This is a genomic window from Aeribacillus sp. FSL K6-1121 (genome assembly GCF_038003725.1).
Taxonomy (GTDB): domain Bacteria; phylum Bacillota; class Bacilli; order Bacillales; family Aeribacillaceae; genus Aeribacillus; species Aeribacillus composti.
In genome coordinates this window covers 3455340-3480801 of record NZ_JBBOPS010000001.1, presented here as the reverse complement: position 1 = coordinate 3480801, position 25462 = coordinate 3455340, and the positions used below count along the sequence as shown (strand labels likewise).

Annotated in this window: 31 protein-coding genes; 3 read left to right on the top strand and 28 right to left on the bottom strand. The window is 41.2% G+C overall.

The window, feature by feature from the left end; all coding sequences use genetic code 11:
• Positions 1–542 precede the first annotated feature (542 nt).
• The gene (locus tag NSQ61_RS17040; RefSeq protein WP_063388989.1) at positions 543–926 is read right to left on the bottom strand and encodes a single-stranded DNA-binding protein; all 384 of its coding nucleotides are present in this window, start codon (positions 924–926) and stop codon (positions 543–545) included.
• A 147-nt stretch (positions 927–1073) separates the two neighbouring features.
• Positions 1074–1469: a hypothetical protein gene (locus tag NSQ61_RS17035; protein ID WP_117017298.1), complete on the bottom strand. Its 396-nt coding sequence runs from the start codon at positions 1467–1469 to the stop codon at positions 1074–1076.
• Positions 1470–1729: 260 nt separating this feature from the next.
• Between NSQ61_RS17035 and NSQ61_RS17030 the strand changes: the two genes are divergently transcribed.
• The gene (locus tag NSQ61_RS17030) at positions 1730–2131 is read left to right on the top strand and encodes a helix-turn-helix domain-containing protein (RefSeq protein WP_066248034.1); all 402 of its coding nucleotides are present in this window, start codon (positions 1730–1732) and stop codon (positions 2129–2131) included.
• Positions 2132–2204: 73 nt separating this feature from the next.
• Complete coding sequence (locus tag NSQ61_RS17025) at positions 2205–2663, top strand: YwpF-like family protein (protein WP_063388992.1); 459 nt, start codon at positions 2205–2207, stop codon at positions 2661–2663.
• Between the two features lie 186 nt (positions 2664–2849).
• Here NSQ61_RS17025 and NSQ61_RS17020 read toward each other — a convergent pair whose 3' ends face one another.
• From NSQ61_RS17020 to NSQ61_RS16965, 12 genes are all read right to left on the bottom strand, one after another.
• Positions 2850–3110, bottom strand: a complete 261-nt coding sequence (locus NSQ61_RS17020) for a hypothetical protein (protein WP_311066647.1) — start codon at positions 3108–3110, stop codon at positions 2850–2852.
• Between the two features lie 479 nt (positions 3111–3589).
• Positions 3590–4012, bottom strand: a complete 423-nt coding sequence (gene fabZ, locus NSQ61_RS17015) for a 3-hydroxyacyl-ACP dehydratase FabZ (RefSeq protein ID WP_094244697.1) — start codon at positions 4010–4012, stop codon at positions 3590–3592.
• A gap of 198 nt (positions 4013–4210) precedes the next feature.
• The gene (locus tag NSQ61_RS17010; RefSeq protein ID WP_094244698.1) at positions 4211–4477 is read right to left on the bottom strand and encodes a DNA-directed RNA polymerase subunit beta; all 267 of its coding nucleotides are present in this window, start codon (positions 4475–4477) and stop codon (positions 4211–4213) included.
• A gap of 186 nt (positions 4478–4663) precedes the next feature.
• Positions 4664–5494, bottom strand: coding sequence for a flagellar hook-basal body protein (locus NSQ61_RS17005; RefSeq protein WP_340807645.1), 831 nt, complete (start codon positions 5492–5494; stop codon positions 4664–4666).
• Positions 5495–5510: 16 nt separating this feature from the next.
• Positions 5511–6329, bottom strand: coding sequence for a flagellar hook-basal body protein (locus NSQ61_RS17000; protein WP_063388997.1), 819 nt, complete (start codon positions 6327–6329; stop codon positions 5511–5513).
• 289 nt (positions 6330–6618) lie between these two features.
• Positions 6619–7620 (bottom strand): rod shape-determining protein, encoded by a 1002-nt coding sequence (locus tag NSQ61_RS16995; RefSeq protein ID WP_063388998.1) that lies wholly within the window; start codon positions 7618–7620, stop codon positions 6619–6621.
• A gap of 144 nt (positions 7621–7764) precedes the next feature.
• A complete protein-coding gene (gene spoIIID, locus NSQ61_RS16990) occupies positions 7765–8040 on the bottom strand; it encodes a sporulation transcriptional regulator SpoIIID (protein ID WP_063388999.1) in 276 nt (91 codons plus the stop codon).
• Between the two features lie 598 nt (positions 8041–8638).
• Positions 8639–9598 (bottom strand): 5-oxoprolinase subunit C family protein, encoded by a 960-nt coding sequence (locus NSQ61_RS16985; RefSeq protein ID WP_063389001.1) that lies wholly within the window; start codon positions 9596–9598, stop codon positions 8639–8641.
• Positions 9576–10364: a LamB/YcsF family protein gene (locus NSQ61_RS16980; protein ID WP_063389002.1), complete on the bottom strand. Its 789-nt coding sequence runs from the start codon at positions 10362–10364 to the stop codon at positions 9576–9578. The genes NSQ61_RS16985 and NSQ61_RS16980 overlap by 23 nt, the downstream gene beginning before the upstream one ends.
• On the bottom strand, positions 10361–11095 hold the full coding sequence (pxpB, locus tag NSQ61_RS16975) for a 5-oxoprolinase subunit PxpB (RefSeq protein ID WP_117017303.1): 735 nt from the start codon (positions 11093–11095) through the stop codon (positions 10361–10363). Before pxpB ends, NSQ61_RS16980 begins: the two co-directional genes overlap by 4 nt.
• 527 nt (positions 11096–11622) lie before the next feature.
• Positions 11623–12126 (bottom strand): GNAT family N-acetyltransferase, encoded by a 504-nt coding sequence (locus NSQ61_RS16970; protein WP_340807644.1) that lies wholly within the window; start codon positions 12124–12126, stop codon positions 11623–11625.
• Positions 12127–12392: 266 nt separating this feature from the next.
• Positions 12393–13256 (bottom strand): M23 family metallopeptidase, encoded by an 864-nt coding sequence (locus NSQ61_RS16965; protein WP_340807642.1) that lies wholly within the window; start codon positions 13254–13256, stop codon positions 12393–12395.
• Positions 13257–13390: 134 nt separating this feature from the next.
• Between NSQ61_RS16965 and NSQ61_RS16960 the strand changes: the two genes are divergently transcribed.
• Positions 13391–13828 carry a VanZ family protein gene (locus tag NSQ61_RS16960; RefSeq protein ID WP_340807640.1) on the top strand — a complete coding sequence of 146 codons (438 nt, stop codon included), beginning with the start codon at positions 13391–13393 and terminating at the stop codon, positions 13826–13828.
• Positions 13829–14083: 255 nt separating this feature from the next.
• Here the strand turns inward: NSQ61_RS16960 and spoIID are convergent, their stop codons facing one another.
• The 14 genes from spoIID to NSQ61_RS16890 all read right to left on the bottom strand — a co-directional run bounded on the left by spoIID (position 14084) and on the right by NSQ61_RS16890 (position 25368).
• On the bottom strand, positions 14084–15103 hold the full coding sequence (spoIID, locus tag NSQ61_RS16955) for a stage II sporulation protein D (RefSeq protein ID WP_340807638.1): 1020 nt from the start codon (positions 15101–15103) through the stop codon (positions 14084–14086).
• 192 nt (positions 15104–15295) lie between these two features.
• A complete protein-coding gene (murA, locus tag NSQ61_RS16950; protein ID WP_340807636.1) occupies positions 15296–16609 on the bottom strand; it encodes a UDP-N-acetylglucosamine 1-carboxyvinyltransferase in 1314 nt (437 codons plus the stop codon).
• A 32-nt stretch (positions 16610–16641) separates the two neighbouring features.
• On the bottom strand, positions 16642–17376 hold the full coding sequence (locus NSQ61_RS16945; protein ID WP_340807634.1) for a YwmB family TATA-box binding protein: 735 nt from the start codon (positions 17374–17376) through the stop codon (positions 16642–16644).
• Between the two features lie 112 nt (positions 17377–17488).
• The gene (locus tag NSQ61_RS16940; RefSeq protein ID WP_063389010.1) at positions 17489–17719 is read right to left on the bottom strand and encodes a DUF1146 family protein; all 231 of its coding nucleotides are present in this window, start codon (positions 17717–17719) and stop codon (positions 17489–17491) included.
• Between the two features lie 385 nt (positions 17720–18104).
• On the bottom strand, positions 18105–18518 hold the full coding sequence (locus NSQ61_RS16935) for a F0F1 ATP synthase subunit epsilon (RefSeq protein WP_340734327.1): 414 nt from the start codon (positions 18516–18518) through the stop codon (positions 18105–18107).
• A gap of 28 nt (positions 18519–18546) precedes the next feature.
• Positions 18547–19965 (bottom strand): F0F1 ATP synthase subunit beta, encoded by a 1419-nt coding sequence (gene atpD, locus NSQ61_RS16930; protein ID WP_063389012.1) that lies wholly within the window; start codon positions 19963–19965, stop codon positions 18547–18549.
• Positions 19966–20001: 36 nt separating this feature from the next.
• Positions 20002–20859 (bottom strand): ATP synthase F1 subunit gamma, encoded by an 858-nt coding sequence (gene atpG / locus NSQ61_RS16925; protein WP_066251293.1) that lies wholly within the window; start codon positions 20857–20859, stop codon positions 20002–20004.
• Positions 20860–20949: 90 nt separating this feature from the next.
• The gene (gene atpA / locus NSQ61_RS16920) at positions 20950–22458 is read right to left on the bottom strand and encodes a F0F1 ATP synthase subunit alpha (RefSeq protein ID WP_063389014.1); all 1509 of its coding nucleotides are present in this window, start codon (positions 22456–22458) and stop codon (positions 20950–20952) included.
• A gap of 15 nt (positions 22459–22473) precedes the next feature.
• Positions 22474–23013, bottom strand: a complete 540-nt coding sequence (locus NSQ61_RS16915) for a F0F1 ATP synthase subunit delta (protein ID WP_340807631.1) — start codon at positions 23011–23013, stop codon at positions 22474–22476.
• On the bottom strand, positions 23010–23474 hold the full coding sequence (atpF, locus tag NSQ61_RS16910; RefSeq protein WP_082829615.1) for a F0F1 ATP synthase subunit B: 465 nt from the start codon (positions 23472–23474) through the stop codon (positions 23010–23012). The genes NSQ61_RS16915 and atpF overlap by 4 nt, the downstream gene beginning before the upstream one ends.
• 281 nt (positions 23475–23755) lie before the next feature.
• Positions 23756–23968, bottom strand: coding sequence for a F0F1 ATP synthase subunit C (atpE, locus tag NSQ61_RS16905; protein ID WP_063389017.1), 213 nt, complete (start codon positions 23966–23968; stop codon positions 23756–23758).
• A gap of 69 nt (positions 23969–24037) precedes the next feature.
• On the bottom strand, positions 24038–24748 hold the full coding sequence (gene atpB / locus NSQ61_RS16900; protein ID WP_066251301.1) for a F0F1 ATP synthase subunit A: 711 nt from the start codon (positions 24746–24748) through the stop codon (positions 24038–24040).
• Positions 24749–24754: 6 nt separating this feature from the next.
• A complete protein-coding gene (locus tag NSQ61_RS16895; RefSeq protein ID WP_063389019.1) occupies positions 24755–25138 on the bottom strand; it encodes an ATP synthase subunit I in 384 nt (127 codons plus the stop codon).
• Positions 25139–25140: 2 nt separating this feature from the next.
• Positions 25141–25368 carry an AtpZ/AtpI family protein gene (locus tag NSQ61_RS16890; protein ID WP_066251303.1) on the bottom strand — a complete coding sequence of 76 codons (228 nt, stop codon included), beginning with the start codon at positions 25366–25368 and terminating at the stop codon, positions 25141–25143.
• Positions 25369–25462 lie beyond the last annotated feature (94 nt).

Here is a 25462-nt window from a genome sequence, read left to right as displayed (position 1 = left end):
TTTTGGGAGTGAGCAGCGGAGTCTATACACCACAAAAAAAGATCTGGGAGTCTTATCAATTTTAATGAGGCTGAGGCAAAGACCGAAAGCTGGAAGCAGTCTCGACGAAACAGCATAAATACATTAAAAGGAAGCCAAGAATGGAGCGGTTGAAGCTTTTATAAAATGAAGCATCATTTTCATCTCTAAAAAATTTGAACAAAATGGATCAAAACGTCATTTCTAAAAAACGGCTCTTGCCTTTCATTAGCTGATAATTCCTTTCCTCTCAACAAAACAGCCAGCCTCAAAAAAACGGCTGGCCAAAGGTTGAGGGAGCTTTTAGGGGATGCCTTGTGATTTTTTCTTTTCACTGGAAGGAAAAAAGCGGACGACTTAGCTAACGGAAGTCCATTTTCGATTTGAGTCAAAAGGTGGACTTTTCTTCTCATAAGATTGATTTTCGTTTCTTCTGCGGAATCAAAAGCAAACTTACTTTACATCAAACATGCCTTATTTTGCTGAAGACGAAAAGGATTGTTTTTCCTCTAAAGTCAGACTTACTATGCCTCAGACTGTTCAGGTGCGGATTCCGGATCGAAAAGCTCTCTTGCCCGCATTCTTTGCGGCGGAGTGCCCATAAATCGAACGGAATCCGCAACAACTTCTGTTACGTACACTTTTTTGCCCTCGCTGTTTTCATAGTTGCGCGTTTGAATTCTTCCGATTACGCCAACGATCGATCCTTTCCGGCAGTAATTTGCAGTATTTTCAGCTGTTCGTCTCCAAAGTGTACAATGAACAAAATCTGTGTCGATTTCCCCTGCCGCATTGCGAAAGTTGCGGCTCACAGCCAGCGTAATATTGGCAACAGGAGCCCCTTCACTTGTATAGCGGATTTCAGGATCTTTCGTTAATCGACCGACGAGCGTCACATGGTTGATCACATCATCCCTCCCTTCTCGTAATGTGCACCCTTATTGTAGCTGAAGTTAAAAAAATAGAAAAATGTCTATTTTTAGATTTTTCCGCCTTTAACGACGTTGATTTTCTCATTTTCCTATAGCTATTTTTCGAAAATAAACAACGATTTATTAATTTTCGCGATTTTTCATATTTTTTGTCGCAATGAAGGAAAAATGATTCGACCCATAGATGTGTATGTTCTGCAAGAGCTTTGAGAAGATTGGAGAAGATTTCATTTGCTCATCGATGATTTCTTCTTTATAGCGAAGAGTTGTGTGGTCGTATGTAAACAATTGAACATAAAACTGCTTTTCTTGCATACCAAACATTACCCGCAATATTGACAATTTATCCTCCATTTGAAAATATACATCAATTACCGCATCGCTCGGGATTTGAAAATAATGATAGCTAAGCTCATTTTCGGAAAAATCGCCAATCCTCAACATCATGAATTCCTTATTTCTAGTTCTATTTTCATGACCGCGGATAATATGAATTTTTTTGAGTTTATATTTCGTCATCAAATCCCCCCTTAGGCCTTTTTAAAAAAGTATAATCCTTAATGTCAAAATTATCTATATTTACGAAATATTTGTAATATATGTATTTTAGTTCATTTTTCCTATAAAATGTCGAAAATTCTCCTTATCTCTTGTATTTTCTTCATTTTTCAATTTCGTTCTAATACTGAACGTTTATTTTATTGATCTTATTACGATCTGACGATGCCTTCTTTTTCCTTTACCATATTTTTTAATGGTATGGAAAAGTTGGTGGAATCGTGAACGCACAGCAAAAATTTCAAATGAATATGAAATTTTTCCGAAAAGAAAAAGGATGGACTCAGAAACAGCTGGCCGAAAAATTGAATATGACAAGATCAGTAATCAGCAAATTGGAAACTGGAGTGCAGCAGCCTAGTCTGGAGCAGCTTGTTTCGATTAGTGAAGCACTCGAAATCAGCATTGATCATCTAGTTGGTCAAGGCGGTACCCCGAGCATGTTGGCAGAAGTGCTTGAACCGTATCGGTCAGAAAAACATTTGGAGGAAGTAATTGACTTTTTAATAAAACATCCCAATTTATACGATGCGATTAAAAAATTAGCGAAAACAAATCATAATCAACAGCAATTATCCCAGTATGTTGCTACGATGATTCATGAACTGTTGAAAATAGAGTAAAGGCTGACTTTTGTCAAGCCTTTTTTATTTTATGTTATAATAAAGCATAAACTCTAGTTGGGGGCCTTGAACCATGAAAACCTTTAAGCTTGTCGAATTGAAAGTTGAGAGGAAAGATCAGGAAAACCGCATCGAAAATTTACCTCTTGCTGATGGGCTGATCATTAATAAAGAGGACGGCGAAAATTCGTGGTTAATTGAGGCGCTTCTTTCTAAACAGTTTCGTCCTTATTTTGAACACCATTTGCAAAATAATGATGAACTCAAGCTTTTAGCCACGATTACTAAAAAAAATAACAGACCCGCTCATATCATTGCAAAAATTCGTTCGATCACTATGTTAAAGGATCATATTTCTGTCCTTTTTGACGGCAGAATCTATAATAACCGAACTTCCAAGCAGGAAGCAGAAATGGTCCTCAGAGAATTAATTTCAAAAGGTCTATCCGGACAAGAGCTGCTGGAGGCATTTAGTAAAACAATCCATAAAATCCATGATCCAAAAACTAAATGCCGATTTAAAAAAAATTGAATAGTCCTCCATGAAAAAGGATAGTCATGCGTATTTAATGAGAAAGCCAGCAAAAATCCTTGGACCAGATTTGCCTAGATGAAACCGCAGATGCTCCACATCTAATCAATTTTAACTTAAATCAGTTATGAGACACCTCATTTAACTCCTAAAAATAAAATAGAAGGCACAGACGGCCTTCTTTAATTATTGATTTTCTTGTTCTTCGTTGTTTTCGTCGTTATTATCGTCGGCAGTATCATCTTGATTGTTATCAGCACCTTCTTCTTCATCCGGTGGCAATTCTTCATCTAAAGTATTCCCGTTATTGTCTTCATCTGTTGGACCTGTATTTTCTTCTGTATCGTTATTATTGTCCGGAGGGACCTCATCATTCGTATTGCACCCTGTCACCACCATCAACGCCATTAGCATGCTAAATAACATGTACATCCATTTCTTTTTCATATGATTGCTCCTTTCTTATTGTTATACGTTCTTAACATGCCCAAGTATTTTTAACACATTCAACAAATTTTTCTAAAACACAGATTGAATTTTTCAACCTTCAGTATATGATGACATAGATTGAAGAAAGGATAAGAAGAAATATTCGTAAAAGAACGATTTCGAAAATAAACTTTTGCAATCCAACATTTTCATATCCAAATGTAAGAGAAAACACTTTAGAAGGGCTCATAATCGGGGAAAAACAAACGAAAGCCATATTTTCAACATCAGAAGAAATAAAAAATGAAGATATAGAGATGAATACACCGTACTGGAGCACATCAAAAATTTTGGGAGAGAATACAGAAAGAAGATCTTTTAAGATGCAAGTACATTCAAAACGAGGTCAATACAACAGCCTCCTTGAAAATTTTTGAAAAAAGCGGCTGTCTAATTTGCTTTTTAATAAAAAACAGATGCCATTATAAGGCACCCGTTTATTTCACAGCAAATGTTAATTCAGCTTCACAAGCGATTTCGTCATCAACCTTTGCAATTCCTTTTGCTTTTCCGATCGGACCCCGCTGTGCGATCATTTCCACTTCCAGTTTTAGTTGATCCCCGGGGCGTACTTGTCTTTTAAAACGGCATTTATCAATGCCAGCAAAAAGAGGGAGCTTCCCTTTATATTCTTCTTTTTTCATCATGGCAACGCCGCCTACTTGAGCCAGTGCTTCAACGATCAAAACGCCTGGCATAACCGGATAATCCGGATAATGTCCGTTAAAAAACGGTTCGTTAATTGTGACATTTTTGATGCCGACCGCCCGCTTGCCTTCCTCTAATTCAACAACTCGATCGACTAGCAAAAACGGATATCGATGTGGTATGATCTCTTTTATTTGCTGAATATCCAACATGAAGATGCCTCCTTAAGGATTAAAACGATAGTCTGTTTCCGCAGCTTTTTATGGCTCTAATAAACGATTTATGCCCCATTTTTTCGTCTCCCGATCTCCGGCATCTGAGCAATGCACAGCTCGTTTCTTAGAACCAGTCTTGCAGAAGATCTTAACAAGGAGGAAAATTCCCCCAGCCTTTCATCAAGTATATTAGAATTACGCGTCCTTTTCAACAAGATCTATGATGTGCTGCCATGTAGACGGTTTAAGTGCATCTAGTGGACGTCCGTCCCCCAACACTCCATATCCGATTATCGCACCGATTGCCATGCTGATGACCATTCCAAAAACAAGTAAAATGAGACGAAGCCAAATTGGAATAAGCCGGACTCGTGTGCGCGTTTTTCTCTTGACTCCGTCCTCTTTTTTCGCTTTTTTCCGTTCTTCCCTTGTTAAAATATCAACTTTTTCCTGAGCAGCCATCATAAAAACTCCCTTAAAAAAATAACAAGTTTTAAAAAGCTGATACAGCAGCTTCTTTTAAGGTCAAAGATCAAAAAGACCTATTTCTATATTCACGCTAACACCCGTTTAAGGCTAGAGGTAAAACTTGTTAAATTGCATTTTGCCGATTTTCAACTGTTCAACACAATTGCAGAAATCGCTCTATTACCTCACCGTGTTGATTAGTCCAAGCATTTGATCGCCGATCGTGATTGACCGAGCATTTAGTTGGTAGGAGCGTTGTGCGATCATTAAGTCTGTAATTTCTTGAGTCAGGTCGACATTTGAGCTTTCCAGAGCCCCTTGCCGCATGCCGATTTCCGTCCGCAAATCCCCTTCCAAATTCGTCAGCACATCTGTGATGGGCACGTTTCCTAATTGCTGTAAGCCGTATATATTATTGCCGAGTGAAATCATCATGCTCGGACGATCTACTCTGACAACTCCAAGATTAACCGTTTGCGGTAGTTCTCCTTCATTCCGTGACGCTGCTGTAAGCGTCCCGTTTGCAGAAATGACAATATCTCGAATATCTCCGTCCAAGTAAATCGGGTTTTGATTTTCATCAAGCACTCGGTAGCCGTCTTTCGTCACAAGCATAAGGCGGTTCGTACCATCGTTTGCAGGAGATAAATAAAGAGCACCGTCTCTTGTATACCGGACCTCGCCGTCTACTTCCACTTGTAAAAACTGATCCTTGTGTAAAAGCGCAACATCTAGCTCTCTGCCTGTCGTTTTAATAGCGCCTTGATGAAAGACAAGCTGTTTATCCAGTCTGGCGCCGACGCCAAGACGAAGGCCGTAATCAGTCAATCTGCCTATTTCTTTTTGAAGATCCGGCTGATTGTTCAGCTCTTGTCTCATCAATTCGTGAAAGGTTGTGCTCGTTTTTTTATAACCGTTTGTATCGATATTCGCTAAGTTATGACCGATTGCATCCAATTGCTGCTGTAACTGATTCATCGTATTAGTCGCTGTAATCATTGAGCGGAGCATTTACAACACCTCTTTGTCAGCCGATGCGGCCGATTTCATTGACTGCTTTGTCCATACTTCTGTCATATGCTTGCAGCACCTTCTGATTTGCTTCAAAAGAACGATAGGCTGTCAGCATATCCGTATAAGCCCTTGCAACATCAACGTTGGAACGTTCAATATATCCTTGGCGCAGCACATATTGCACATTGCCGTTTCCAATTGCACTTGGCAGCTCTGTTCCGTCAGCCGTTCGAAACAAGCCGTTCCCTTCATTGACAAGATTGCGGACATCATCTTCAAACCGAATGTCGATCGTTTGACCTGTGTATTGTCCGTTTTCCAGAACTTCTCCTTCAGGCGTAATAGTAAAATCGTTTCCTTCAATAATAATCGGCGTTCCGGCTACAGACAGGACAGGGTTTCCTGCCATTGTCAGGCGGCCTTGCTCATCAATCGTAAAGTGGCCGTTTCTCGTATATTTCACTTCACCATTTCCCGTTTCAACAGCAAAAAAGAGAGTGCCTTTTAAATTCGTTTCTTCATGAATTGGAACTGCTTCTTCCACTAAAGCTACATCAGTCGGCAAATCAGTTGCACGGATATCCCCTTGGGTAAATAGTGGAATCAATTCTTGCATATAAACGCCTGTATTGACAGATCCAACTTCCGAAATATTTGTCACACCGTTTTTTGTTTCAATTCTTGACAAAAGCATTTCCGGAAAAGCCCGTATTGCAGCCCGGTCAGATTTATATCCCGGCGTGTTAGCGTTGGCTATATTGTTTGAAAGCATTTCCGCATGGCGCTGCTGTGTGAGCATTCCTGCTGCAGCTGTATAGAATCCTCGAAGCATGATTTTTCACCCCATCCAACAAATCCGACATGTTCTCCTAATTTTATATTATAAAGGACTTTTCGATGATTCTCATTACAATTTTTTTATTATCTTATAGGTAAAAGATCACAATTTTCTGATAGGTCTTTTATCTTCCGTCTCCTTTCCAAACTGTTCATAAAGAAAAATATCATTTGGATGTTGGGAGCTGAATGGGTATGTAAAAGCAAGAATTGGTCTTTCAGATTTGAAAGTAAAAAAATCGGCGTAAAAGCCGATTTCTAAAAAACTTATTGCTACGATTTTGTTATATAAACTTTCTTTTTGGCAGTTTGTCCATGTTTTCAAGCATGATTCCTGTTCCGACAGCAACGCAGTGCAGCGGATCATCCGCTATGGTAACCGGAACCTTCAGCTCTTCAGACAAGAGCAGATCAAGCCCATGCAGGAGTGCTCCGCCGCCTGTTAAAATAACACCGCGGTCAATGATGTCTGCAGACAGCTCAGGAGGTGTGCGCTCCAACACATTTTTAGCTGCTTGAATAATGGCTTCGACAGGTTCTTTTAATGCTTGCTCGATTTCTTTCGACCTAATAGTGATCGTCCGAGGCAGTCCTGTGACCATATCACGACCCCGAATATCGATTTCTTCGTCGCGTGCACCTGGAAATACTGTTGCCGCTTTCACTTTAATATCTTCTGCAGTTCGTTCACCGATCAGAAGCTTATACTCCCGTTTAATATAATTTAAAATTTCAAGATCAAATTTGTCTCCAGCCACTTTCAAGGACGAGGCGGTAACGATATCACCCATGGATAGTACAGCTATGTCCGTCGTCCCGCCGCCAATATCCACCACCATGTTTCCACTCGGCTGGAAAATCTCCATCCCAGCGCCAATTGCAGCTACTTTTGGTTCTTCCTCTAAAAAGACTTGCTTGCCGCCGCATTTTTCAGCTGCCTCTCGGATCGCTTTCCGCTCCACTGAAGTAATGTTTGTCGGGCAGCAAATTAAAATCCGCGGCTTTGATATAATGCCTTTGACATTTAACTTATTCAAAAAATGTTTGAGCATTGTTTCTGTAATATCAAAATCTGCGATGACACCATCCTTCAGCGGGCGTATGGCAACAATATTGCCAGGTGTACGGCCAACCATACGTCTCGCTTCCTCGCCAACCGCTAACACCTTTCCGTTGTTGCGGTCAAGCGCCACAACAGAAGGCTCATTTAACACAATGCCTCTGCCCTTTACATGAATCAGCACATTTGCTGTTCCTAGGTCGATTCCTACATCTTTTGAAAACATATTACTATGATCCTCCCTTGCCAATCATCATCTCTCCAACTAATATCCTAATTTCTTATTGTATCATATAATTGCATAAAAAGTATGATTTTGTAAAAAAAGACAAGATTTTCGGAGAGTTTTGTCGGTTGGCGTCGAGAATCATCATCGTTTTATCGGTTCTTTTTGCTGTTCTTCTTTTTTATATTTTAATTTTGTTGCTTCTCCGCCACGAAGATGGCGAATCGATTTATGATAATCTAGTATTTTCTTTACTTCGTTTGCTAAATCAGGATTTATCTCCGGCAGCCTTTCTGTTAAATCTTTATGGACGGTACTCTTGGAAACGCCAAACTCTTTCGCGATTACACGAACAGTTTTTTTCGTCTCCACGATATACTTTCCAATCTTGATTGTGCGTTCTTTGATGTAATCGTGCACACCACTCGACCTCCCTAATGTGGATGTGAGAAGTGTGAAATGAGATTCGCATGCACAGTGTATACAGCTATATACATGATGTAGAATCTAAAGTTGCCATTTTTGCTGTATTGATCATCTATCTCCACGATCCCTCACCTCAAACACTCTCTTGTTAGGTTTGTAACATTTTATTAGCTTGGGTGAAGATATATTCTTGAAAAGTCAAGAAGGACAAGGGATTTATGAAAATTTATTTTCCACTTAAAGTCGAGGGCATGTTTCGACACTTTTCATTGATTAGTTTTTCGACGATATATGCCAATCATTTTCCGGGAAATATGTATAATTCCAGTGAAAAAAAGAAAACATCTGCTCCTTTTTGGAACAGATGTCGAGAAATGGAGAATGGTTTGATTCTTATGACAAAACAGAAAAACATTTTTGATGAGCTCTTCGGCAATGTGGACAAGTTCTCTCTTGCTTTTTTATGTTCCTAAAAATATTTGACTTGTTCAGGCTTTTATTAGCGCAGATACCGAAATTGTTCAGACCTTATCGGGTCTATTTAATAAAATTTCGTTCAATGATCATATATGTTCACTTTCCAAACTTTCGTTTATTCATCATATATGCCAGCTCCGACTGATATTTGGCGCATGATGCGCATCTGCTCAAAATAAAGCTTTTGAGCCTCTTGAACGGAAACCGGCTGAAAGCGAATCTTTGCCCCTGGCACCGCTTGAGCAACGTACATCAAATCCACTGTAATGACTGTTCCGATTCTCGTATATCCGCCCGTTGTTTGCCGATCAGCCATTAAAATGATCGGCTGTCCGTCAGCAGGTATTTGAATTCCGCCAAGGGGAGCAGCTTCCGACAAAATGTCGGCAGGCTTTCTATGAGAAATTTTCGGCCCTTTCAGCCGATAGCCCATTCTGTCCGATTGCGGTGTGACTTCATATACAGAAGAAAAAAAAGTGTCGATTCCTTCTTTTGTAAACGCCTCTTCATGTGGACCCGGGACAATGCGAATGGTCATGTGCTTTTCGTATTTCGGGATAAGGGAAGGGGATAACATTCGGCCAATCGTACTTGTTTTTACAGCATCCGAACCCATGATTACATCCCCTTTTTGAAGGGCTCTTCCATTTAATCCTCCTATTCCCGCTTTTAAGTACGTTGATTTGCTCCCCATGACCTTAGGGACGTTAATTCCGCCTGCGATTGCGATATAGGCTCTCGCTCCGCTTTTCAAGCCGGTAAAAGAAAGCTGATCTCCCTTTTTCAGCAGCACGCTTTTCCATAACGGAGCGTCTTTCCCATTGATTTTTGCCGCTAGATCGCCTCCGCATATCGCAATCACAATATCACGGACGGCCCTTAAGGAAGGACCTGCGATTGTTGCCTCCAGCACCGCTTCATCTTTTCGGTTGCCGACTAAAAGATTTGCGATTTGCATGGAAAACGAATCCATAGCGCCGGCAACAACAACTCCGTATTGCTGATAGCCCGTTCTTCCTAAATCTTGAACAGTCGTTAACAAACCAGGCTTTTCAACTAACAATATTTCTTTCATCTTTTTTCGCTCCCGGATTGACAATACGAATATTTTCTTCTTCCAGTTTGCTTTTTAAAGCTTCAGCGAATGCTAATGCCTTCGGACCGTCGCCATGGATGCAGATTGTATCAGCTTGAATGGGGATGTCATGCCCGTTTATTGCCGCTACTTTTCCCTCCTTCACCATACGGAGAACTCTTTCTACCGCTTCCTCTGGATCGTGTATGATTGCATTTTTTTCTGATCTTGAAGTTAATGTTCCGTCAGGCTGATACGTTCTGTCGGCAAAGACTTCATGCGCGACCGTAAGCCCGATCTTTTCCCCCGCACGGCAAAGGACGCCTCCTGAGAGTCCATATAGGATAAGCGACTCGTCAACATCTTTTACTGCTTGAGCAATCGCCTCCGCTAACGCCTTGTCTTTTTCAGCCATATTGTATAGAGCACCGTGGGGCTTCACATGGTTCAGCTTCATCCCTTTTGATGCCGCCACAGCCTGCAAAGCTCCAATTTGATAAACGACCATATTGTAGACTTCCTCAGGAGATACTTTCAATTCCCTTCGTCCGAATCCGGCTAAATCGTTCAACCCTGGATGAGCGCCTATCGCCACATCAAACTTTTTCGCAAGCTCTACAGTCCGCATCATGACATTATGGTCGCCGGCATGAAATCCACAAGCAATGTTGGCTGAAGAAATACAGCGAAGCAGTTCTTCATCATTGCCAATTTTAAAATGGCCGAAGCTTTCCCCTAAATCGCTGTTTAAGTCAACAGATATCATGTTTCTGCCGCCTCCTTTTTATATTTGACCACTTTATATGAACCCTTTAGCACCTGCTGTTCAATTTTTTCATATTCTCTTTCCGTAATGGGGACAAATCGGATGTAATCGCCGGCTTTTAGCAATATTGGATCTTGTTTCTGCGGATCATACAATTTGACAGGCGTTCTCCCGATGATTTGCCAGCCTCCCGGTGTTTCCAAAGGATAAATCCCTGTTTGCTCCCCGGCAATTCCGATTGAACCGGCAGGAATTCTAGATCTGGGTGTCTTTTTCCTCGGCGCCGCAATTCTTTTGTCCATTCCGCCTAAATATGGAAACCCTGGAACAAACCCAATCATATAAATCAAATAATCGGAGGATGAATGAATCTTCACTACTTCTTCTTCCGACAATCCATTCGTTTCAGCAACAAACTGAATATCTGGTCCTGCCTCCTTGCCATATAATGTCGGAATTTCAATGACTATTGGATCCGGCACTGGCATGCTTTCTATCTTTTCTCCAATTTTTAAAAGCTTTTGAGAAAGTTCATCGTACGAAATAATATTTGGTCGATAAAAAACAGCAAGGGTGGTGTAAGCAGGAACCCATTCGACTATTCCTTCAATGCAGCTTTGTTCCAGCCAATATACATATTGACGGATTTGTTGATAAATTGCTTCGGAAATCTCCGTACCGAATTGAATGATGATTCCTGTATCACCAAGCGGTTGAATCGAAAATTCCACCGTTTTCCACCCTCCTTTTGAAAAAGTGCTTTTACGCAGCAAAACACTTACTTTTGCTGCTTCTGTGTAAAGCTTGTCAATCCGGCCAAAACGGCTGCTGCGGATGTTTTTTTCAGTACTGGTGGATTGCTGCTGTTAAGCAAGTTTTCCAGTCCACATAAACCGTTAATCGAAGCGTTCGTATCAAAAAGAAATCAGCATAAAATGCCCCTATCACTCAATGGAAGCAAACATTTATTTAATACTCAGGTACGCAATTAAAATATACATACTCGCAGATGGCAGATCTGATTGAATTTCTTTCGCTGCACAAACTGCCAGAAAACAGGATCGCCCATAATCATGCAGCGAACAATTTTCCGCAGGAAAACTCAACATCAGTCTATAGATTCAAACAAATTTAAACAGTCGAACAATCATGTTCTAAAAAAGGATTGCAGTTTGGCTAAAAAGACGCTTTTTTCTCAACTGGCGAATGAAAAAGAAGCTAAAATACTATATTGCGAGCGGAGACACTGTTAATACGTTCAATCGGCTACACGTTTCCCCACTATCACTAAATCTCGCTCAACACCGTCCAGTACCGCCACACGGGGAAAGTGCCCCCAATCTCGGAATCCATTTTTGTAAAACAGCTTTAAGCTCGGGATGTTGTGCTTGAAAATAAAGCCAAGCAAATTTTTTATTTGGAGGCTTGGAGCCTTTTGTATAGCGGTCTTCAAGGCAAAATCGCCGATTTGTTTTCCCCGGTACTGTTCATCAATGTAAATGCTAATTTCCGCAGTTCCGTTATAAGCAGGCCTTCCATAAAAGGATTGAAAGCTGAGCCAGCCAGCTACGTTTCCATCCTGTTCGATCATCCACAACGGTCTCGTTTTTGGATTGTGCTCATGAAACCACTGTATGCGGTCTTCCACTGAAATAGGTTCAGTATCAGCTGTCACCATCCGGCTTGGGATCGTTGAATTGTAGATCGAGACGATTTTAGGCAAGTCATGTATCGTTGCATCTCGAAAGAGAATATTTTCCACGTGCTTCTTCCTTTCTCTTGCTTAGATTGATTCTATTATATATGGAATAAAGTGAATTTTCGATCGCTTCACATTATGTTTTTAAAAAATGCTTCGGCAAGCCTGCTTTCTCGCTTGCACCTTACCGTACGTTGTTTCTTGTACCGTTTATGAAAATTTTTTCAGTCTGTTCTTTATGAAAAATTCAGCAGCCTATGCTCATTTAATTTTTACCAGATATGATTTAGACAAAAAAAAACCTACTCGTTTGAGTAGGATTGTATTGGTTAAGGTTTAGTTGTAGAATTATCAGATTTTTCTTGTTCTGAATTTTCCTTTGACTGAGATTGTTCTTCATCAGGCTGAGTTTCATCTGATGGGGCTGTTTCGTCTGAAGTAGCTTCCTCTCCATCTTTATTATCTTCTTTTTGTGCTGCCCCGTCAGAAGGCTCTTCAACAGATTTTTCAGTTAAACTTGTTAACGGCTCGTCCATGTAGTTTAATGGATTGTAGGCTTTACCGTCTTTGCGGATTTCAAAGTGAACATGGACGCCAGCGTCTTTATTGAATTGGTTTTTCCCAGCTTGTCCGATAATTTCTCCTTGTTTAACTTTGTCGCCGGCCTGTACTTTCGTATCGGCAAGCGATTGGTAAATGGTTTTTACACCGTTTTCATGTTCAATTTCTACGACATATCCTAAAAGAGAATCTTTTTCAGCTTTTGCAACCGTTCCGCTTAAAGATGCAGTGACTTCAAATGCTTTTCCATCATTTGATGCGATATCGATACCTTGGTTTGGATGGTATGTGTTATTATGGAAGACAAGTGCCGTTTCTTGTTCTTTTTCTGAAGCATTAAAGTCATAAAAGTTTGTTACTACCTTCACAGAATCAGGATCGATGGCCGGCATTTTGAAGTTTTCGACGGATTGATTTACTTCCACCGATTGATCTTCATTATAGGAAACATCTGTACCATCGTCCGTTGATAAATCGTTTGCATCATTGTTGCGGATTGCTTGATACCATAAAACGGCTGTTAAAATAACGGCTGCACTGACTAAATAAATAGCAGGAAAAACCCATTTTTTTCTGAAAAACTGTTGGAACTTCGAGCCTTGAGAAGTACGTTTCTTTTCTTCCTCTCTCATTGTTCATCACCTCAGCAACCATTGTGAACAAGTTTGAGAGAATCTATACATCAAAATAAAATTTTTTCTTTTATTTTTTGCTATTTGTTTTTTTCTATGCATATTGTTGAAAAATATTTGAAGGAGTTTGGATCATGAAGAAGTTTGCGGTATATGTAATCAGTATTTTACCGATTATGTATATGGCGGTCATTTGGATCTTGTCGAGCTATCCAGCTGACACTTTCGTCAAAACGCCGTTTTCGTTCGACCATTTATTGAAAGAGTCGCTTCATCTCATTGAGTTCGGAATTCTTTATTGGCTTTTCATTTTCGCCTTCGCTGTCCATGAAAAGCTTACAGAAAAATTAAGTTTCGCCTCAGCGATGATCGCTGTTTTTTACGGGCTGTGTGATGAAATTCATCAATATTTCGTTCCCTCAAGATCTGCGACAATCATTGATCTTATTAAGGATACAATCGGTGTTTTCGCATCCTACTATATCGTCAAAATCTTTTATTTCCAAAAAGACGAATCGAAGCTGAAAACGTTTTTTTGCAAATTAGCAGCATTAAAAAGAGGGGGTGTCTAATAAGTCGTTTTTACGGCTTATTGACGCCCCCATGAATGTTTTAGAAACGTTGATATATCGGTGTTTATGATTTTTTGTTTTCAATGGGGATTTGACTTTCTGGACAGCCCCTCTAAAAAAGAATTTATCGAATCGATCAATATTTCATTTAGTTCGAAATGAAGTTGGCAGCTTAATGGCACTATCAGCAGTTGCCCTAAAGAAACATATGTGAGAAAACCGATTACCGATTTTCTTACAAAACGCACCGATTTTTTATTTTTTCGCCATATATTTTGATAAAAACGGGTTAGCTTGCGAAATTTCAATTCCCTGGTAGTAATGTGAGACAATCTCTTTATAATTTTTCCCTTCCTGCGCCATAAAATTGGCACCGTACTGACTCATGCCGACTCCGTGTCCGTATCCTTTTGTCGTAACAATAATTTGGTCGCCTTTCAATGTCCACGAAAAATCCGTTGACCTTAGACCTAGCTTTTCTCTTATTTCCCTTCCAGTAAACTTTTTCCCGTTAATTTCGACTAGAGCGACCCTGTGTCCTGGCGTCCTTTCGATAATTTTTCCAATTGAATTGCCTTTCCCTATTTTAATCCCTAATTTTTGTTCAAACTCTTGAACGGTGAATACCTCCCTGGCGAGAAATTTTTCCGATTTCTCATCCCAAGGGCTTTCCACGCTTTTTAAATAAGGAAGGGCGTTCGGCCAAATGGCCTCCGAATTTTCCGTATATCCATTGCTCGTTGAAAAAAAAGAAGCATCAATCGGCTTGTCGTCATACGTTAAAATTTGGCCTCTTGTTTCGGCAACAGCTTCTTTAATCTTTTTTATTTTCCAATCAAAATCTTTTTTCCAAATTCTCCTTAATTCTTCTTCATTTTTATAAACTTGATGGAGCTCAGTATCCGTGACTACCGCTCCTTCGGGAGAGCCGACATTTTGGCCCGTAAACAGCTCTTTCACGATGTACGTTCTAGCAGCTAAAGCTTGAGCCTTTAACGCTTCTTTTTCAAATTCTGCGGGCATCTCGGCGGCGACAACACCGACCACATATTCTTCAAGCGGAACTTCATCAATTTTTTTTTCTTGGGAACGATAAATCGGTACAGAAACTTTTGATTCCTTTTGTAGCACATCCGTTGTTTTCTTCTCGGCTAGTTCCTCGCCAAGCGTAGCTTTCGTCTTTTCGGCAAACGGGGCTACCAGCAAACTTGGCACCATTAAAATAATGAAAAATATTGCTGCAAAAAAAACAAAGAACGGTTTCACTCGTTTCATATTCAAGCCCCCATTTCTTTTTCTCTGACTTCAGTAAAGTTTATGGGGAAGGACAACCTTTTATGACTGAAATCGGAGATGCTGTTTGCAGGGGGAGTTTTATGTATGAAACGAAAAAATATGAAAAAAATAAGCGGGTAATACGAAAAAGAAGCTAGCATCTCCTAAAAGAGGCTAGCTTCTTTTGTGAAATTATACATTTAAATTCGTTGCAACGGCTTGTTGTGCAATTGCCGGGATGTCAGCTTCATCATTGACGCGTTCAATATCTGCGCCAAGTTCTTTTAACTTCTCATGAAAACGGACGTAGCCGCGATCTAAATGCTTCAGCTCCGTAACCCGTGTATACCCTTCTGCAGCAAGCCCAGCTAAAATTAATGCAGCTGCCGCTCTTAAATCGGTTGCCGTTACTTCTGCACCTTGAAGCTTTACAGGACCGTTGATGATACAAGAGCGGCCTTCGATTTTAATATCTCCGTTCATACGACGAAATTCTTCTACATGCATAAAGCGATTTTCAAATACCGTTTCGGTAATTACGCTAGTTCCGTTTGCCTGAAGCAGCAGGGCCATCATCTGAGACTGCATGTCAGTAGGAAAACCTGGATGAGGCATTGTTTTAATATCCACTGCCTTCAATGTTTCCGGACCAATGACACGAATGCCTTCTTCTTCCTCGATAATGGTTACGCCCATTTCTTCCATTTTCGCAATTAATGATGTCAAATGCTCTGGAACTGCTCCTTTTACAAGGACATTCCCTTTCGTAATGGCAGCAGCAACCATAAATGTTCCTGCTTCAATACGATCTGGAATAATTAAATGCTTTGCACCGTGCAAGGAATCTACACCTTCAATTCTGATAGTACCAGTGCCTGCGCCACGGACATTTCCGCCCATTTTGTTTATAAAATTCGCAAGGTCGACAATTTCAGGCTCCTTTGCACAGTTTTCGATTACAGTTGTTCCTTCTGCAAGTGCGGCTGCCATCATAATGTTTTCTGTTGCGCCGACACTTGGGAAATCCAAATAAATTTTGGCTCCGCGAAGTCTGCCATTCACTTCTGCATCAATAAAGCCGTTGCCGACTTTTATCGTTGCACCCATCGCTTCGAAGCCTTTCAAGTGCTGATCAATCGGACGGGATCCGATGGCACATCCTCCCGGCAAAGCAACACGTGCACGGCCTTTGCGGGCAAGAAGAGGTCCCATAACAAGCACAGATGCACGCATTTTTCTAACATATTCAAATGACGCTTCCGTTAAAAGCTCTCCGCATGCATCGACAACTACTTGATTACCATCAAAACGAACCTCTGCTCCGAGATAGCGGAGAACTTCGTTTATCGTGTAAACATCGGAGAGCTTAGGAACATCACAAATTTCACTCTTTCCTTCACTAGCTAATAAAGATGCAGCGATGACAGGTAAAACGGCATTTTTGGCTCCTTCGATCTTTACTGTACCGTTTAACTTTCGACCGCCGCGGACGATGATTTTTTCCAAGGTATTCCCCTCCGCGTCCCATTTTCTCTATATTAATATTCAGTTGTAATAATAGGTGTTCCTACTGTTACAGTAGTTCTTTCGCCCATTCCTGCACTTCTGAGCGAAATTTGAATGTTCATCTTTCCATTTTTCGTTTTAATAGAATGATCCCAATCGTTTGTAAAACCGGATATGGAAACGAAGCGTTGCTCGTTTAAGCTTTCCACCGGTTTTGCATGAAACCTTTTTAAAAGGTTATTTGCCTCAAAAAACAAAACACCTTTCATCTTATCATCTGTATAGCCTTTGACACAAGTGAAAAATGTAGGATTTCCTGGAATTTTGTCGAAAATGTGACGGTTAAAATAGCGCTCCAGCTTCATCCATGCACGGCCATTCCAACGTTTCCCTGTTGCTTCATATATAACTTGAATTTTCGGGCTTGCTTTTGCATGAGGTTTAATAATTTGCAATGTTTCAGTGATCTGCTTATCGCTGTTGTAATAAGTGCCGGTCCACTTTTCAAAATTACCGTTTTCCAAGTAAGACCAATTAAATTGACGAAACTGTGTGTAGATTCGTTTCACTTTTTTGCTTTTTTGAGAAAAAGAAAATTTTGCAAAAATTGACCATTCTGCCACATCTATGTTTTGTTGATGAAATTGCTCCACGATTTCCTCTACATGAATATCGTGTCTTTCAGCATTCGTTCGTTCTGTGTGCCAAACTGACAAAAGAAAACCGAATAAAAATATGAAAATAAAGACAAAATATAAATTTTTCACCGCCATCACCCTTTCCTTATTAAAAGTGTTGCCGGAAAGGGTTTTGGCATACGTGGAAAAAGTCGTCAAGATTAGACAACAGCCTTTATGTATTCATTGTCCCTCGACATGTTTAAAAAAGATATTGCAGCTGCTGCGACCAAAAAAAATAGTTCAAGAAAAAATTGCTCACTGATGACGCAATGGCGATGGTCAATAAAATGAGCAAAAGCCTTGTCTCGACAACTCTTCCTTTGCGAATGATTTTTTCAATTTGAAGAGCTTGTAAAGCCCGCCAAGTAAGAAAAATAAACACTAAATTTACTATGATGCTAATAAGCGCCTGCTGGCCTAGCCCCGTCACATTACTCCTCCTTCCGAAATCTTCCTTTCCTGTTTCACAAACCCACTTTATTATATAAAAATCTTTCCTGTTCATGCACACTTTTTATTTGATTTTGTGAAAAACAATGGTTAGGCAGTTTTTTTCATGTTGTTATTTCTTGTAAATGAAGCATTCATTGATGTGGAATGTAGATAGGAGGTTAATTCGTTATTTTGGATTTGCAGTTTTAGAGTTGAATGATGCGATTACATGTTGTCCATTTTTTGCTGTCAATAAAAGTAAGATGCCGATCTTTTCCACCCAGGCTAGTGCCAACATTGCAAAATAGCCATCATCATGATCTTCCTAGTTTTTTCAAAAAAGACGGCCCGAACGGAAATGCCGGGACGTCTTAAATGAGAAATTAAAATTTCTTTTTCGCCACGTTAATACGATTGATAGCACGTTGCAGCGCCAGTTCAGCGCGTTTAAAATCTATGTCTTCCTGCCCTTGGCCTTTGCGCTGCAAGCGTTCCTCAGCACGTTTCTTTGCAGCTTCCGCGCGGGCAACATCGATATCTTCAGCTCTTTCAGCTGCTTGTGCCAAGATCGTGACTTTATCAGGGCGAACTTCCAAAAAACCTCCGCTGACAGCCACGAGTTCTGTATTATTTCCTTTTTTCAGCCGAACTGCGCCAATTGCAAGCGGCGCAACCATTGGAATATGACCAGGCAAAATTCCAAGCTCGCCGCTTTGAGCTTTGGCGCTGACCAATTCTATATCCGCATCATAAACTGGGCCATCGGGAGTGACGACACTGACTTGTACGGTCTTCATATTCAGTTCCTCCTAGGGTCCCAAAATATTATACTTCAACGCCCATTTGCTTCGCTCTTTCAAGGACATCTTCAATTGTGCCCACTAAGCGGAACGCATCTTCAGGAATGTGGTCGTACTTACCTTCAAGAATTTCTTTAAATCCACGTACAGTCTCTTTTACAGGCACATATGAACCAGGCTGCCCTGTAAACTGCTCAGCAACGTGGAAGTTTTGTGATAAGAAGAATTGGATTCTTCTAGCACGATGTACAACAAGCTTATCTTCATCTGAAAGCTCGTCCATACCAAGGATTGCAATAATATCTTGCAACTCTCTATATCTTTGCAATGTTGCCTGAACTTGGCGGGCAACGTTGTAATGCTCTTCACCGACGATTTCCGGAGCCAATGCACGTGACGTTGAAGCAAGTGGATCCACCGCTGGATAAATACCCATCTCTGACAGCTTACGGTCAAGGTTTGTTGTCGCATCTAAGTGTGCGAATGTTGTAGCCGGAGCAGGGTCTGTATAGTCGTCAGCAGGCACGTAAATCGCCTGAATCGATGTAACAGAACCTACGTTTGTTGATGTAATCCGCTCCTGCAATTGTCCCATTTCTGTCGCAAGCGTCGGTTGGTATCCAACAGCAGAAGGCATACGTCCAAGCAACGCAGATACTTCGGAACCAGCTTGTGTAAAGCGGAAGATGTTGTCGATGAAGAAGAGAACGTCTTGCCCTTGTTCATCACGGAAATATTCAGCCATTGTCAAACCTGTTAATGCAACGCGCATACGCGCTCCAGGCGGCTCGTTCATTTGTCCGAACACCATTGCTGTTTTGCTGATAACGCCGGAGTCTTTCATTTCAAAGTATAGGTCGTTTCCTTCACGAGTACGCTCCCCAACTCCAGCAAATACGGAAATACCGCCGTGCTCTTGTGCAATGTTATTGATCAGCTCTTGGATTAAAACCGTTTTTCCAACTCCTGCACCGCCGAACAAGCCGATTTTTCCACCTTTAATATATGGAGCAAGCAAGTCAACAACTTTAATTCCTGTTTCCAAAATTTCAACTTGTGTTGACAGCTGTTCAAATTTCGGAGCAGGCTTATGAATTGGATCCCGGCGCGCTTCCGCTGGAATTGGGTCTCCGAGGTCAATATGGTCCCCTAACACATTGAATACCCGTCCTAATGTGACATCTCCAACTGGCACGGAGATTGGAGCGCCTAAGTCTTCGACTTCCATTCCGCGCGTTACGCCGTCCGTTGAAGCCATAGCGATTGTCCGAACGGTGTCATCCCCTAAATGAAGCGCTACTTCCAACGTTAAATCAATGTCTACCTCGTTCTCATTGCGCGCTTTATGTGAAATTTTTAGGGCGTTATAAATTTCCGGCAAATGTCCGCTTTCAAACTTTACGTCCACTACCGGACCCATTACTTGAACTACGCGTCCTTTCATGTTCCTGTTTCCCTCCTAACGTACTGTTTCAGTGATCTATTCAAGCGCTGATGCCCCGCCAACAATTTCTGTAATTTCTTGCGTAATCGCTGCCTGACGAGCTCTGTTGTAGGAAAGAGTCAGCGTATTGATCAGTTCCTTTGCGTTGTCTGTTGCATTCTTCATTGCCGTCATTCTCGCAGCATGTTCGCTTGCTTTGCTGTCAAGCAAGGCGCCGTAAATCAAACTTTCAGCATATTGCGGCAAAAGCACTGCCAAAATGTCTTCCTGAGACGGTTCAAATTCATAAGACGTCATTTTTTTATTCGCAGCGATGTCCGAAAGCGGCAGCAGCTTTTTCTCCGTTACTTCCTGCTGGATGGCGCTGACATAATGGTTGTAGAACATATAAATTTCATCTACTTTTCCATCCTCGAACAGCTTGACTGTATTGGAAGCAATTTCTTTAATATCCGAAAAGCTTATATCATCGCCTAATCCGACAATTTCTTCAACGACAGGCATACCGCGTTTTTTGAAAAAATCGCGGCCGACTTTTCCGATGGCAATCACGGCATATTCATCCGTCGAACGATGCCGTTCTTGAATCGTTTGATAAACGGCGCGCAGCACGTTGCTGTTAAACGCACCGGCAAGCCCGCGATCCGATGTAATGACAACGTATCCTGTCTTTTTGACCGGACGCTTTTCAAGCATCGGGTGGCTTACGTCCGTACTCCCAAGGGCGATGTTTGCCACAACTTCTTGAATTTTTTCCATATAAGGCACAAATGACTTGGCGCTGGTTTCCGCCCGATTCAGCTTCGAAGCTGAAACCATCTCCATCGCCTTTGTAATTTGGCTTGTCTTCTTCGTCGAATTGATGCGTGTTTTAATATCGCGCAACGATGCCAAAGGTTCTCACCACCTTTTTGAAAAATAGCCGATCATGTTTTGAAAACGGCTGTGAAAAGAATCCCCGTATTTTCACAGCCTTATCGTTCTTTATTCAGAAACTGCAAAAGTTTTTTTGAATCCTTTGATGGCTTTTTCCATTTTCTCGTCTTCAGGCAGATTTCCTGTCGAACGGATTTCTTCAAGAAGCTCTTTTTCATTTTGATCTAAATAAGCATAAAATTCTTCTTCAAAGCGGCGAATATCCTCAACAGGAATATCATCTAAAAATCCTTTTGTTAAGGTGTAAAGGATCATGACTTGTTTTTCAACTGGGATCGGCTTGTTGATGCCTTGCTTCAATACTTCAACTGTACGCATACCGCGGTTTAACTTCGCCTGAGTTGCTTTATCTAGATCAGAACCGAATTGAGCGAATGCTTCAAGCTCTCTGTATGCTGCAAGGTCTAGCCGAAGCGTACCCGAAACTTTTTTCATCGCTTTGATTTGCGCTGCACCGCCGACGCGGGAAACGGACAATCCGGCGTTTACCGCAGGACGCACACCTGAGAAGAATAGGTCAGATTGCAAGAAAATTTGTCCGTCTGTAATGGAAATTACGTTCGTAGGAATGTAAGCTGAGATGTCGCCAGCCTGCGTTTCAACAAATGGTAATGCCGTCAAAGATCCGCCGCCTTTTGCATCGCTAAGTTTTGCTGCGCGTTCCAATAGACGGGAGTGCAAGTAAAAGACATCCCCAGGGAACGCTTCACGTCCAGGTGGACGGCGTAGTAATAGAGAAAGCTCACGGTAAGCGGCAGCTTGCTTTGAAAGATCATCATATACGATAAGGACGTGTTTTCCTTGGTACATAAAATATTCGCCCATAGATACACCGGCATATGGGGCCAAATAAAGCAATGGAGCCGGTTGAGACGCAGATGCCGTTACAACGATCGTATAATCTAATGCGCCGTGTTTACGGAGTGTTTCAACAACATTTCGAACTGTTGATTCTTTTTGTCCGATCGCAACATAGATACAAATCATGTTTTCTTCTTTTTGGTTAATGATTGTGTCGATCGCAATTTGCGTTTTACCTGTTTGACGGTCACCGATGATGAGCTCGCGTTGTCCGCGGCCAATTGGGATAAGAGCGTCGATCGCTTTAATACCCGTTTGCAGCGGTTCATGAACAGATTTCCGGTCCATGACGCCTGGGGCAGGGCTTTCAATCGGACGTGTTTTTGTTGTTTCAATCGGGCCTAACCCGTCCACTGGTTGTCCAAGCGGATTTACAACGCGGCCGATCAGCTCTTCTCCAACAGGAACTTCCATAATCCGTCCTGTTCTTCTCACTTCATCGCCTTCACGAATGTCTTTAAAAGGGCCTAAAATAACAATACCGACGTTATTTTCTTCAAGGTTTTGGGCTAATCCCATAACGCCGTTTGAAAATTCGACAAGCTCACCGGCCATGACATTGTCGAGGCCATGAGCACGTGCGATCCCGTCACCTACTTGAATAACTGTGCCGACATCGCTAACTTCTATTTCAGACTGATAGTTTTCAATTTGCTTTTTTATCAGTGCACTAATTTCTTCAGCTTTGATGCTCATGAGTTTCACCCCTATCTACGAACTTTTCGCTAAATTCCGCCCGATGCGTTCGAGCTTACTCTTGATGCTACCGTCAAAAATACGATTGCCGATTTGAAGTTTCAGTCCGCCAATTAAGTTCTGATCAATGATGTTTGTGATCTTAAGCGATTTTTTTCCGACCTTTTGCGCAAATACTTCTGAAAGAGCCTGCTTTTCTTCATCCTTCAACGGACGGACGGAGTAAACCGTTGCTTCTGCTGTTTGCTGTTCTTCATTTGCAAGCTCCACAAAGTTATCTACAAGTTCAGAAACTAAGCGGATGCGATGGCGATCGATAAGCAGAAGAAGAGTATTGATAATTTCAGCATTCAATGAAGAAAACGCTTCATTGACTAATGATTTTTTGTTTTCAAGCAACACCTTCGGATGCTCTAAAATTTGCAGCATTTTTTGATTTTCAACAAACACTTGCTTTACAATTCGCAATTCTTCTTCAAACTGCTTCACTTGATTTTTTTCCTTTGCAATTTGAAAAAGAGCTGACGCATAGCGCTTTGCCACTCCGCCAATCATAATTGTTCTCCTACCTCTTTAATATAATCATTGATCAGCTTCTCTTGCTCAGCTTCATTCAATTCTTTTTCAATCACTTTGGAAGCAATAAGAACGGATAATGATGCCACTTGATTACGCAATTCAGCAACAGCTTGCTCTTTTTCGTGTTCGATTTCTTTTTTGGCTGCTTCTTTCAGTCTTTCTGCCTCCGCACGAGCCGCTTGAATAATATCTTCTTTTTGCTGTTCGCCAAGTTTTTTCGCATTTTCAACAAGCTCCTGTGCTTCGATGCGGGCCTGCTTTAATAGCTCACGCTGCTCTTCGGCAAGCTTTTTGGCTTCCGCATGCTTTTCTTCCGCAGCATTTATTTCATTTGCAATAAATTCTTCCCTCTGTTTCATAATGCCCATAAGCGGACCAAAAGCATATTTTTTGAGCAATGCTAACAAAATTAAGAATACGACGAGCTGAACGAGCATATCTCCTGCTGCGAAGCCTCCAGCTCCGAGGGCAAATTCAACTGTTAACACGGCTTCGTTTCACTCCCTTCAAAACTTCCATTCTCCAACTACCGGCTATATTGGGACTCTTTTACCATTCACAACATAAAGGAATGGCGAAGATGCTTAAAAAACTTCGCCATTTCCTCTTTTTCACTTGCTGTCCTTTCGATTCGGACTTCACGCAAATTGATTGCATGCACTTCTAAAAAGCCTTTTTCCAACACCAATCTGGGCAAGGCTCTTTTGAAATTTTTGAATTATGCACCAAAAGCCATAAATGCAATAACAACCGCGATAATCGGAATCGCCTCAACCAACGCAACCCCGATAAACATAGTTGTTTGAAGCATACCGCGCGCCTCAGGTTGACGTGCAATACCTTCTACTGTACGAGATACGATAAGTCCGTTACCAATACCAGCACCAAGTGCCGCTAAACCAATTGCAATTGCAGCTGCTAATAAATTCATGAATAAAGTCCTCCTTTATTTGTTTAAAGATAATTTTTTACACAAACATAATGATGAAGTCATTTATTTTTAATGGTCATGGCTAACTTTATGCGCCATATAAACCATTGTCAACATTGTAAAGATAAAAGCTTGGATTGCACCTACAAAAATACTGAATGCCTGCCACGCCATCATCGGAATAATTGCCCCGAGGAAGCCAAATGCTCCGCTAGTTGCCAAGCTGACAAGCAGACCTAGCAAAATTTCCCCAGCATAGATGTTACCGTAAAGACGAAGACCAAGCGTCAACGTGTTTGCAAACTCTTCAATAATTTTAAGCGGGAACAAAAACGGCAGTGGCTTGAAAAAGTCGCTTCCATAGGCGGAAAAGCCCTTTAATTTAATCCCGTAATAATGCGATAAACCGACGACTAAAATGGCCAGTGTCAGCGTTATAGTAGGATCAGCCGTAGGCGATTTCCACCAAAGTTCATGGTCAACAACGATAGCGAATGGTAGACCAAGCATATTGGAAACAAAAATGTACATGATGAGCGTCATTCCTAATGTAAGGAATCGGCCGCCTGTCTGCCAGTCCATCGTGCTGTTAATAATGTTTTTCACAAAATCCATGACCCATTCCAAAAAGTTTTGCATGCCCGTTGGCTTCATTGCCAAAGAGCGGGTCGACAATACGGCGATGATAAATACAATTGCGCTAGAAACAAGTATCATCAAAATATTGGACAAATTAAATTCAAGCCCTAATAATTTTACTATCGGCGCTTCGTGACCCAACAAAATTCACCTCTCTTCCCAAGCTTGTCCGCAAATGTATAGAATAGAATCTATCATAATGACAATATATATTGTCATTAAACCAATAACCACGCTAATTAAATGGAAATGTTCAGGGAATTTGAGTGCGATTAATACCGCCAATCCTGCGGCTGCCATCCTTGAAACCGTTCCAAGCGAACGTGCTGTACGGCCTTCTTCAATTGCTTGCTGTATTTGCTTTGATTTACGCACTAGTATCCATAAATTATAGAGGCTAAAGCTTGTACCAAGGGCAAGACCGAGGAAAATATCTTGATAAGGAGTAAACCCCCATGCTAACACATAGATGGCAAGCAAAAACAGCAAATATTTTTTGCTGCGCACAAACAATTTTTCAATACGATCCATAGTTACCGTTCATTCTCCTGAAAAAAATGTTGGACTAATCTCAGCATCGCAACTATTCCCGCAGCCAGTCCAATTAGAAGACCAATGATCAAAAAAACGGGTTCTGTATGCAACTGTCGATCAAGCCATCTTCCTGCAAAAACCCCAACGAGCACTGATCCTGCCAAATAGGAAAGAATGGCGGTCATTAAAGCGTATGCTCGGAGCGGATGGTGCTCTTTTTGCCGCATTGGGTATGTCCTCACAATATAAAATTACCTTATTTTTTATTATATCAAAAGGCTGTTGAAAACCTTATCATCCCACCCCGTTTAGCATACAATA

Bases quoted from the DNA above. Each gene is read 5' to 3' on its own strand.
- NSQ61_RS17035 (WP_117017298.1), bottom strand. From the start codon at position 1,469: ATGACGAAATATAAACTCAAAAAAATTCATATTATCCGCGGTCATGAA.
- NSQ61_RS17025 (WP_063388992.1), top strand. From the start codon at position 2,205: ATGAAAACCTTTAAGCTTGTCGAATTGAAAGTTGAGAGGAAAGATCAG.
- NSQ61_RS17020 (WP_311066647.1), bottom strand. From the start codon at position 3,110: ATGAAAAAGAAATGGATGTACATGTTATTTAGCATGCTAATGGCGTTG.
- fabZ (WP_094244697.1), bottom strand. From the start codon at position 4,012: ATGTTGGATATTCAGCAAATAAAAGAGATCATACCACATCGATATCCG.
- NSQ61_RS17010 (WP_094244698.1), bottom strand. From the start codon at position 4,477: ATGGCTGCTCAGGAAAAAGTTGATATTTTAACAAGGGAAGAACGGAAA.
- NSQ61_RS17005 (WP_340807645.1), bottom strand. From the start codon at position 5,494: ATGCTCCGCTCAATGATTACAGCGACTAATACGATGAATCAGTTACAG.
- NSQ61_RS17000 (WP_063388997.1), bottom strand. From the start codon at position 6,329: ATGCTTCGAGGATTCTATACAGCTGCAGCAGGAATGCTCACACAGCAG.
- NSQ61_RS16995 (WP_063388998.1), bottom strand. From the start codon at position 7,620: ATGTTTTCAAAAGATGTAGGAATCGACCTAGGAACAGCAAATGTGCTG.
- NSQ61_RS16985 (WP_063389001.1), bottom strand. From the start codon at position 9,598: ATGAAAGAAATATTGTTAGTTGAAAAGCCTGGTTTGTTAACGACTGTT.
- NSQ61_RS16980 (WP_063389002.1), bottom strand. From the start codon at position 10,364: ATGATATCTGTTGACTTAAACAGCGATTTAGGGGAAAGCTTCGGCCAT.
- NSQ61_RS16965 (WP_340807642.1), bottom strand. From the start codon at position 13,256: ATGAGAGAGGAAGAAAAGAAACGTACTTCTCAAGGCTCGAAGTTCCAA.
- NSQ61_RS16960 (WP_340807640.1), top strand. From the start codon at position 13,391: ATGAAGAAGTTTGCGGTATATGTAATCAGTATTTTACCGATTATGTAT.
- spoIID (WP_340807638.1), bottom strand. From the start codon at position 15,103: ATGAAACGAGTGAAACCGTTCTTTGTTTTTTTTGCAGCAATATTTTTC.
- NSQ61_RS16935 (WP_340734327.1), bottom strand. From the start codon at position 18,518: ATGAAGACCGTACAAGTCAGTGTCGTCACTCCCGATGGCCCAGTTTAT.
- atpD (WP_063389012.1), bottom strand. From the start codon at position 19,965: ATGAAAGGACGCGTAGTTCAAGTAATGGGTCCGGTAGTGGACGTAAAG.
- atpA (WP_063389014.1), bottom strand. From the start codon at position 22,458: ATGAGCATCAAAGCTGAAGAAATTAGTGCACTGATAAAAAAGCAAATT.
- NSQ61_RS16915 (WP_340807631.1), bottom strand. From the start codon at position 23,013: ATGATTGGCGGAGTGGCAAAGCGCTATGCGTCAGCTCTTTTTCAAATT.
- atpF (WP_082829615.1), bottom strand. From the start codon at position 23,474: ATGCTCGTTCAGCTCGTCGTATTCTTAATTTTGTTAGCATTGCTCAAA.
- atpE (WP_063389017.1), bottom strand. From the start codon at position 23,968: ATGAATTTATTAGCAGCTGCAATTGCAATTGGTTTAGCGGCACTTGGT.
- NSQ61_RS16895 (WP_063389019.1), bottom strand. From the start codon at position 25,138: ATGGATCGTATTGAAAAATTGTTTGTGCGCAGCAAAAAATATTTGCTG.
- NSQ61_RS16890 (WP_066251303.1), bottom strand. From the start codon at position 25,368: ATGCGGCAAAAAGAGCACCATCCGCTCCGAGCATACGCTTTAATGACC.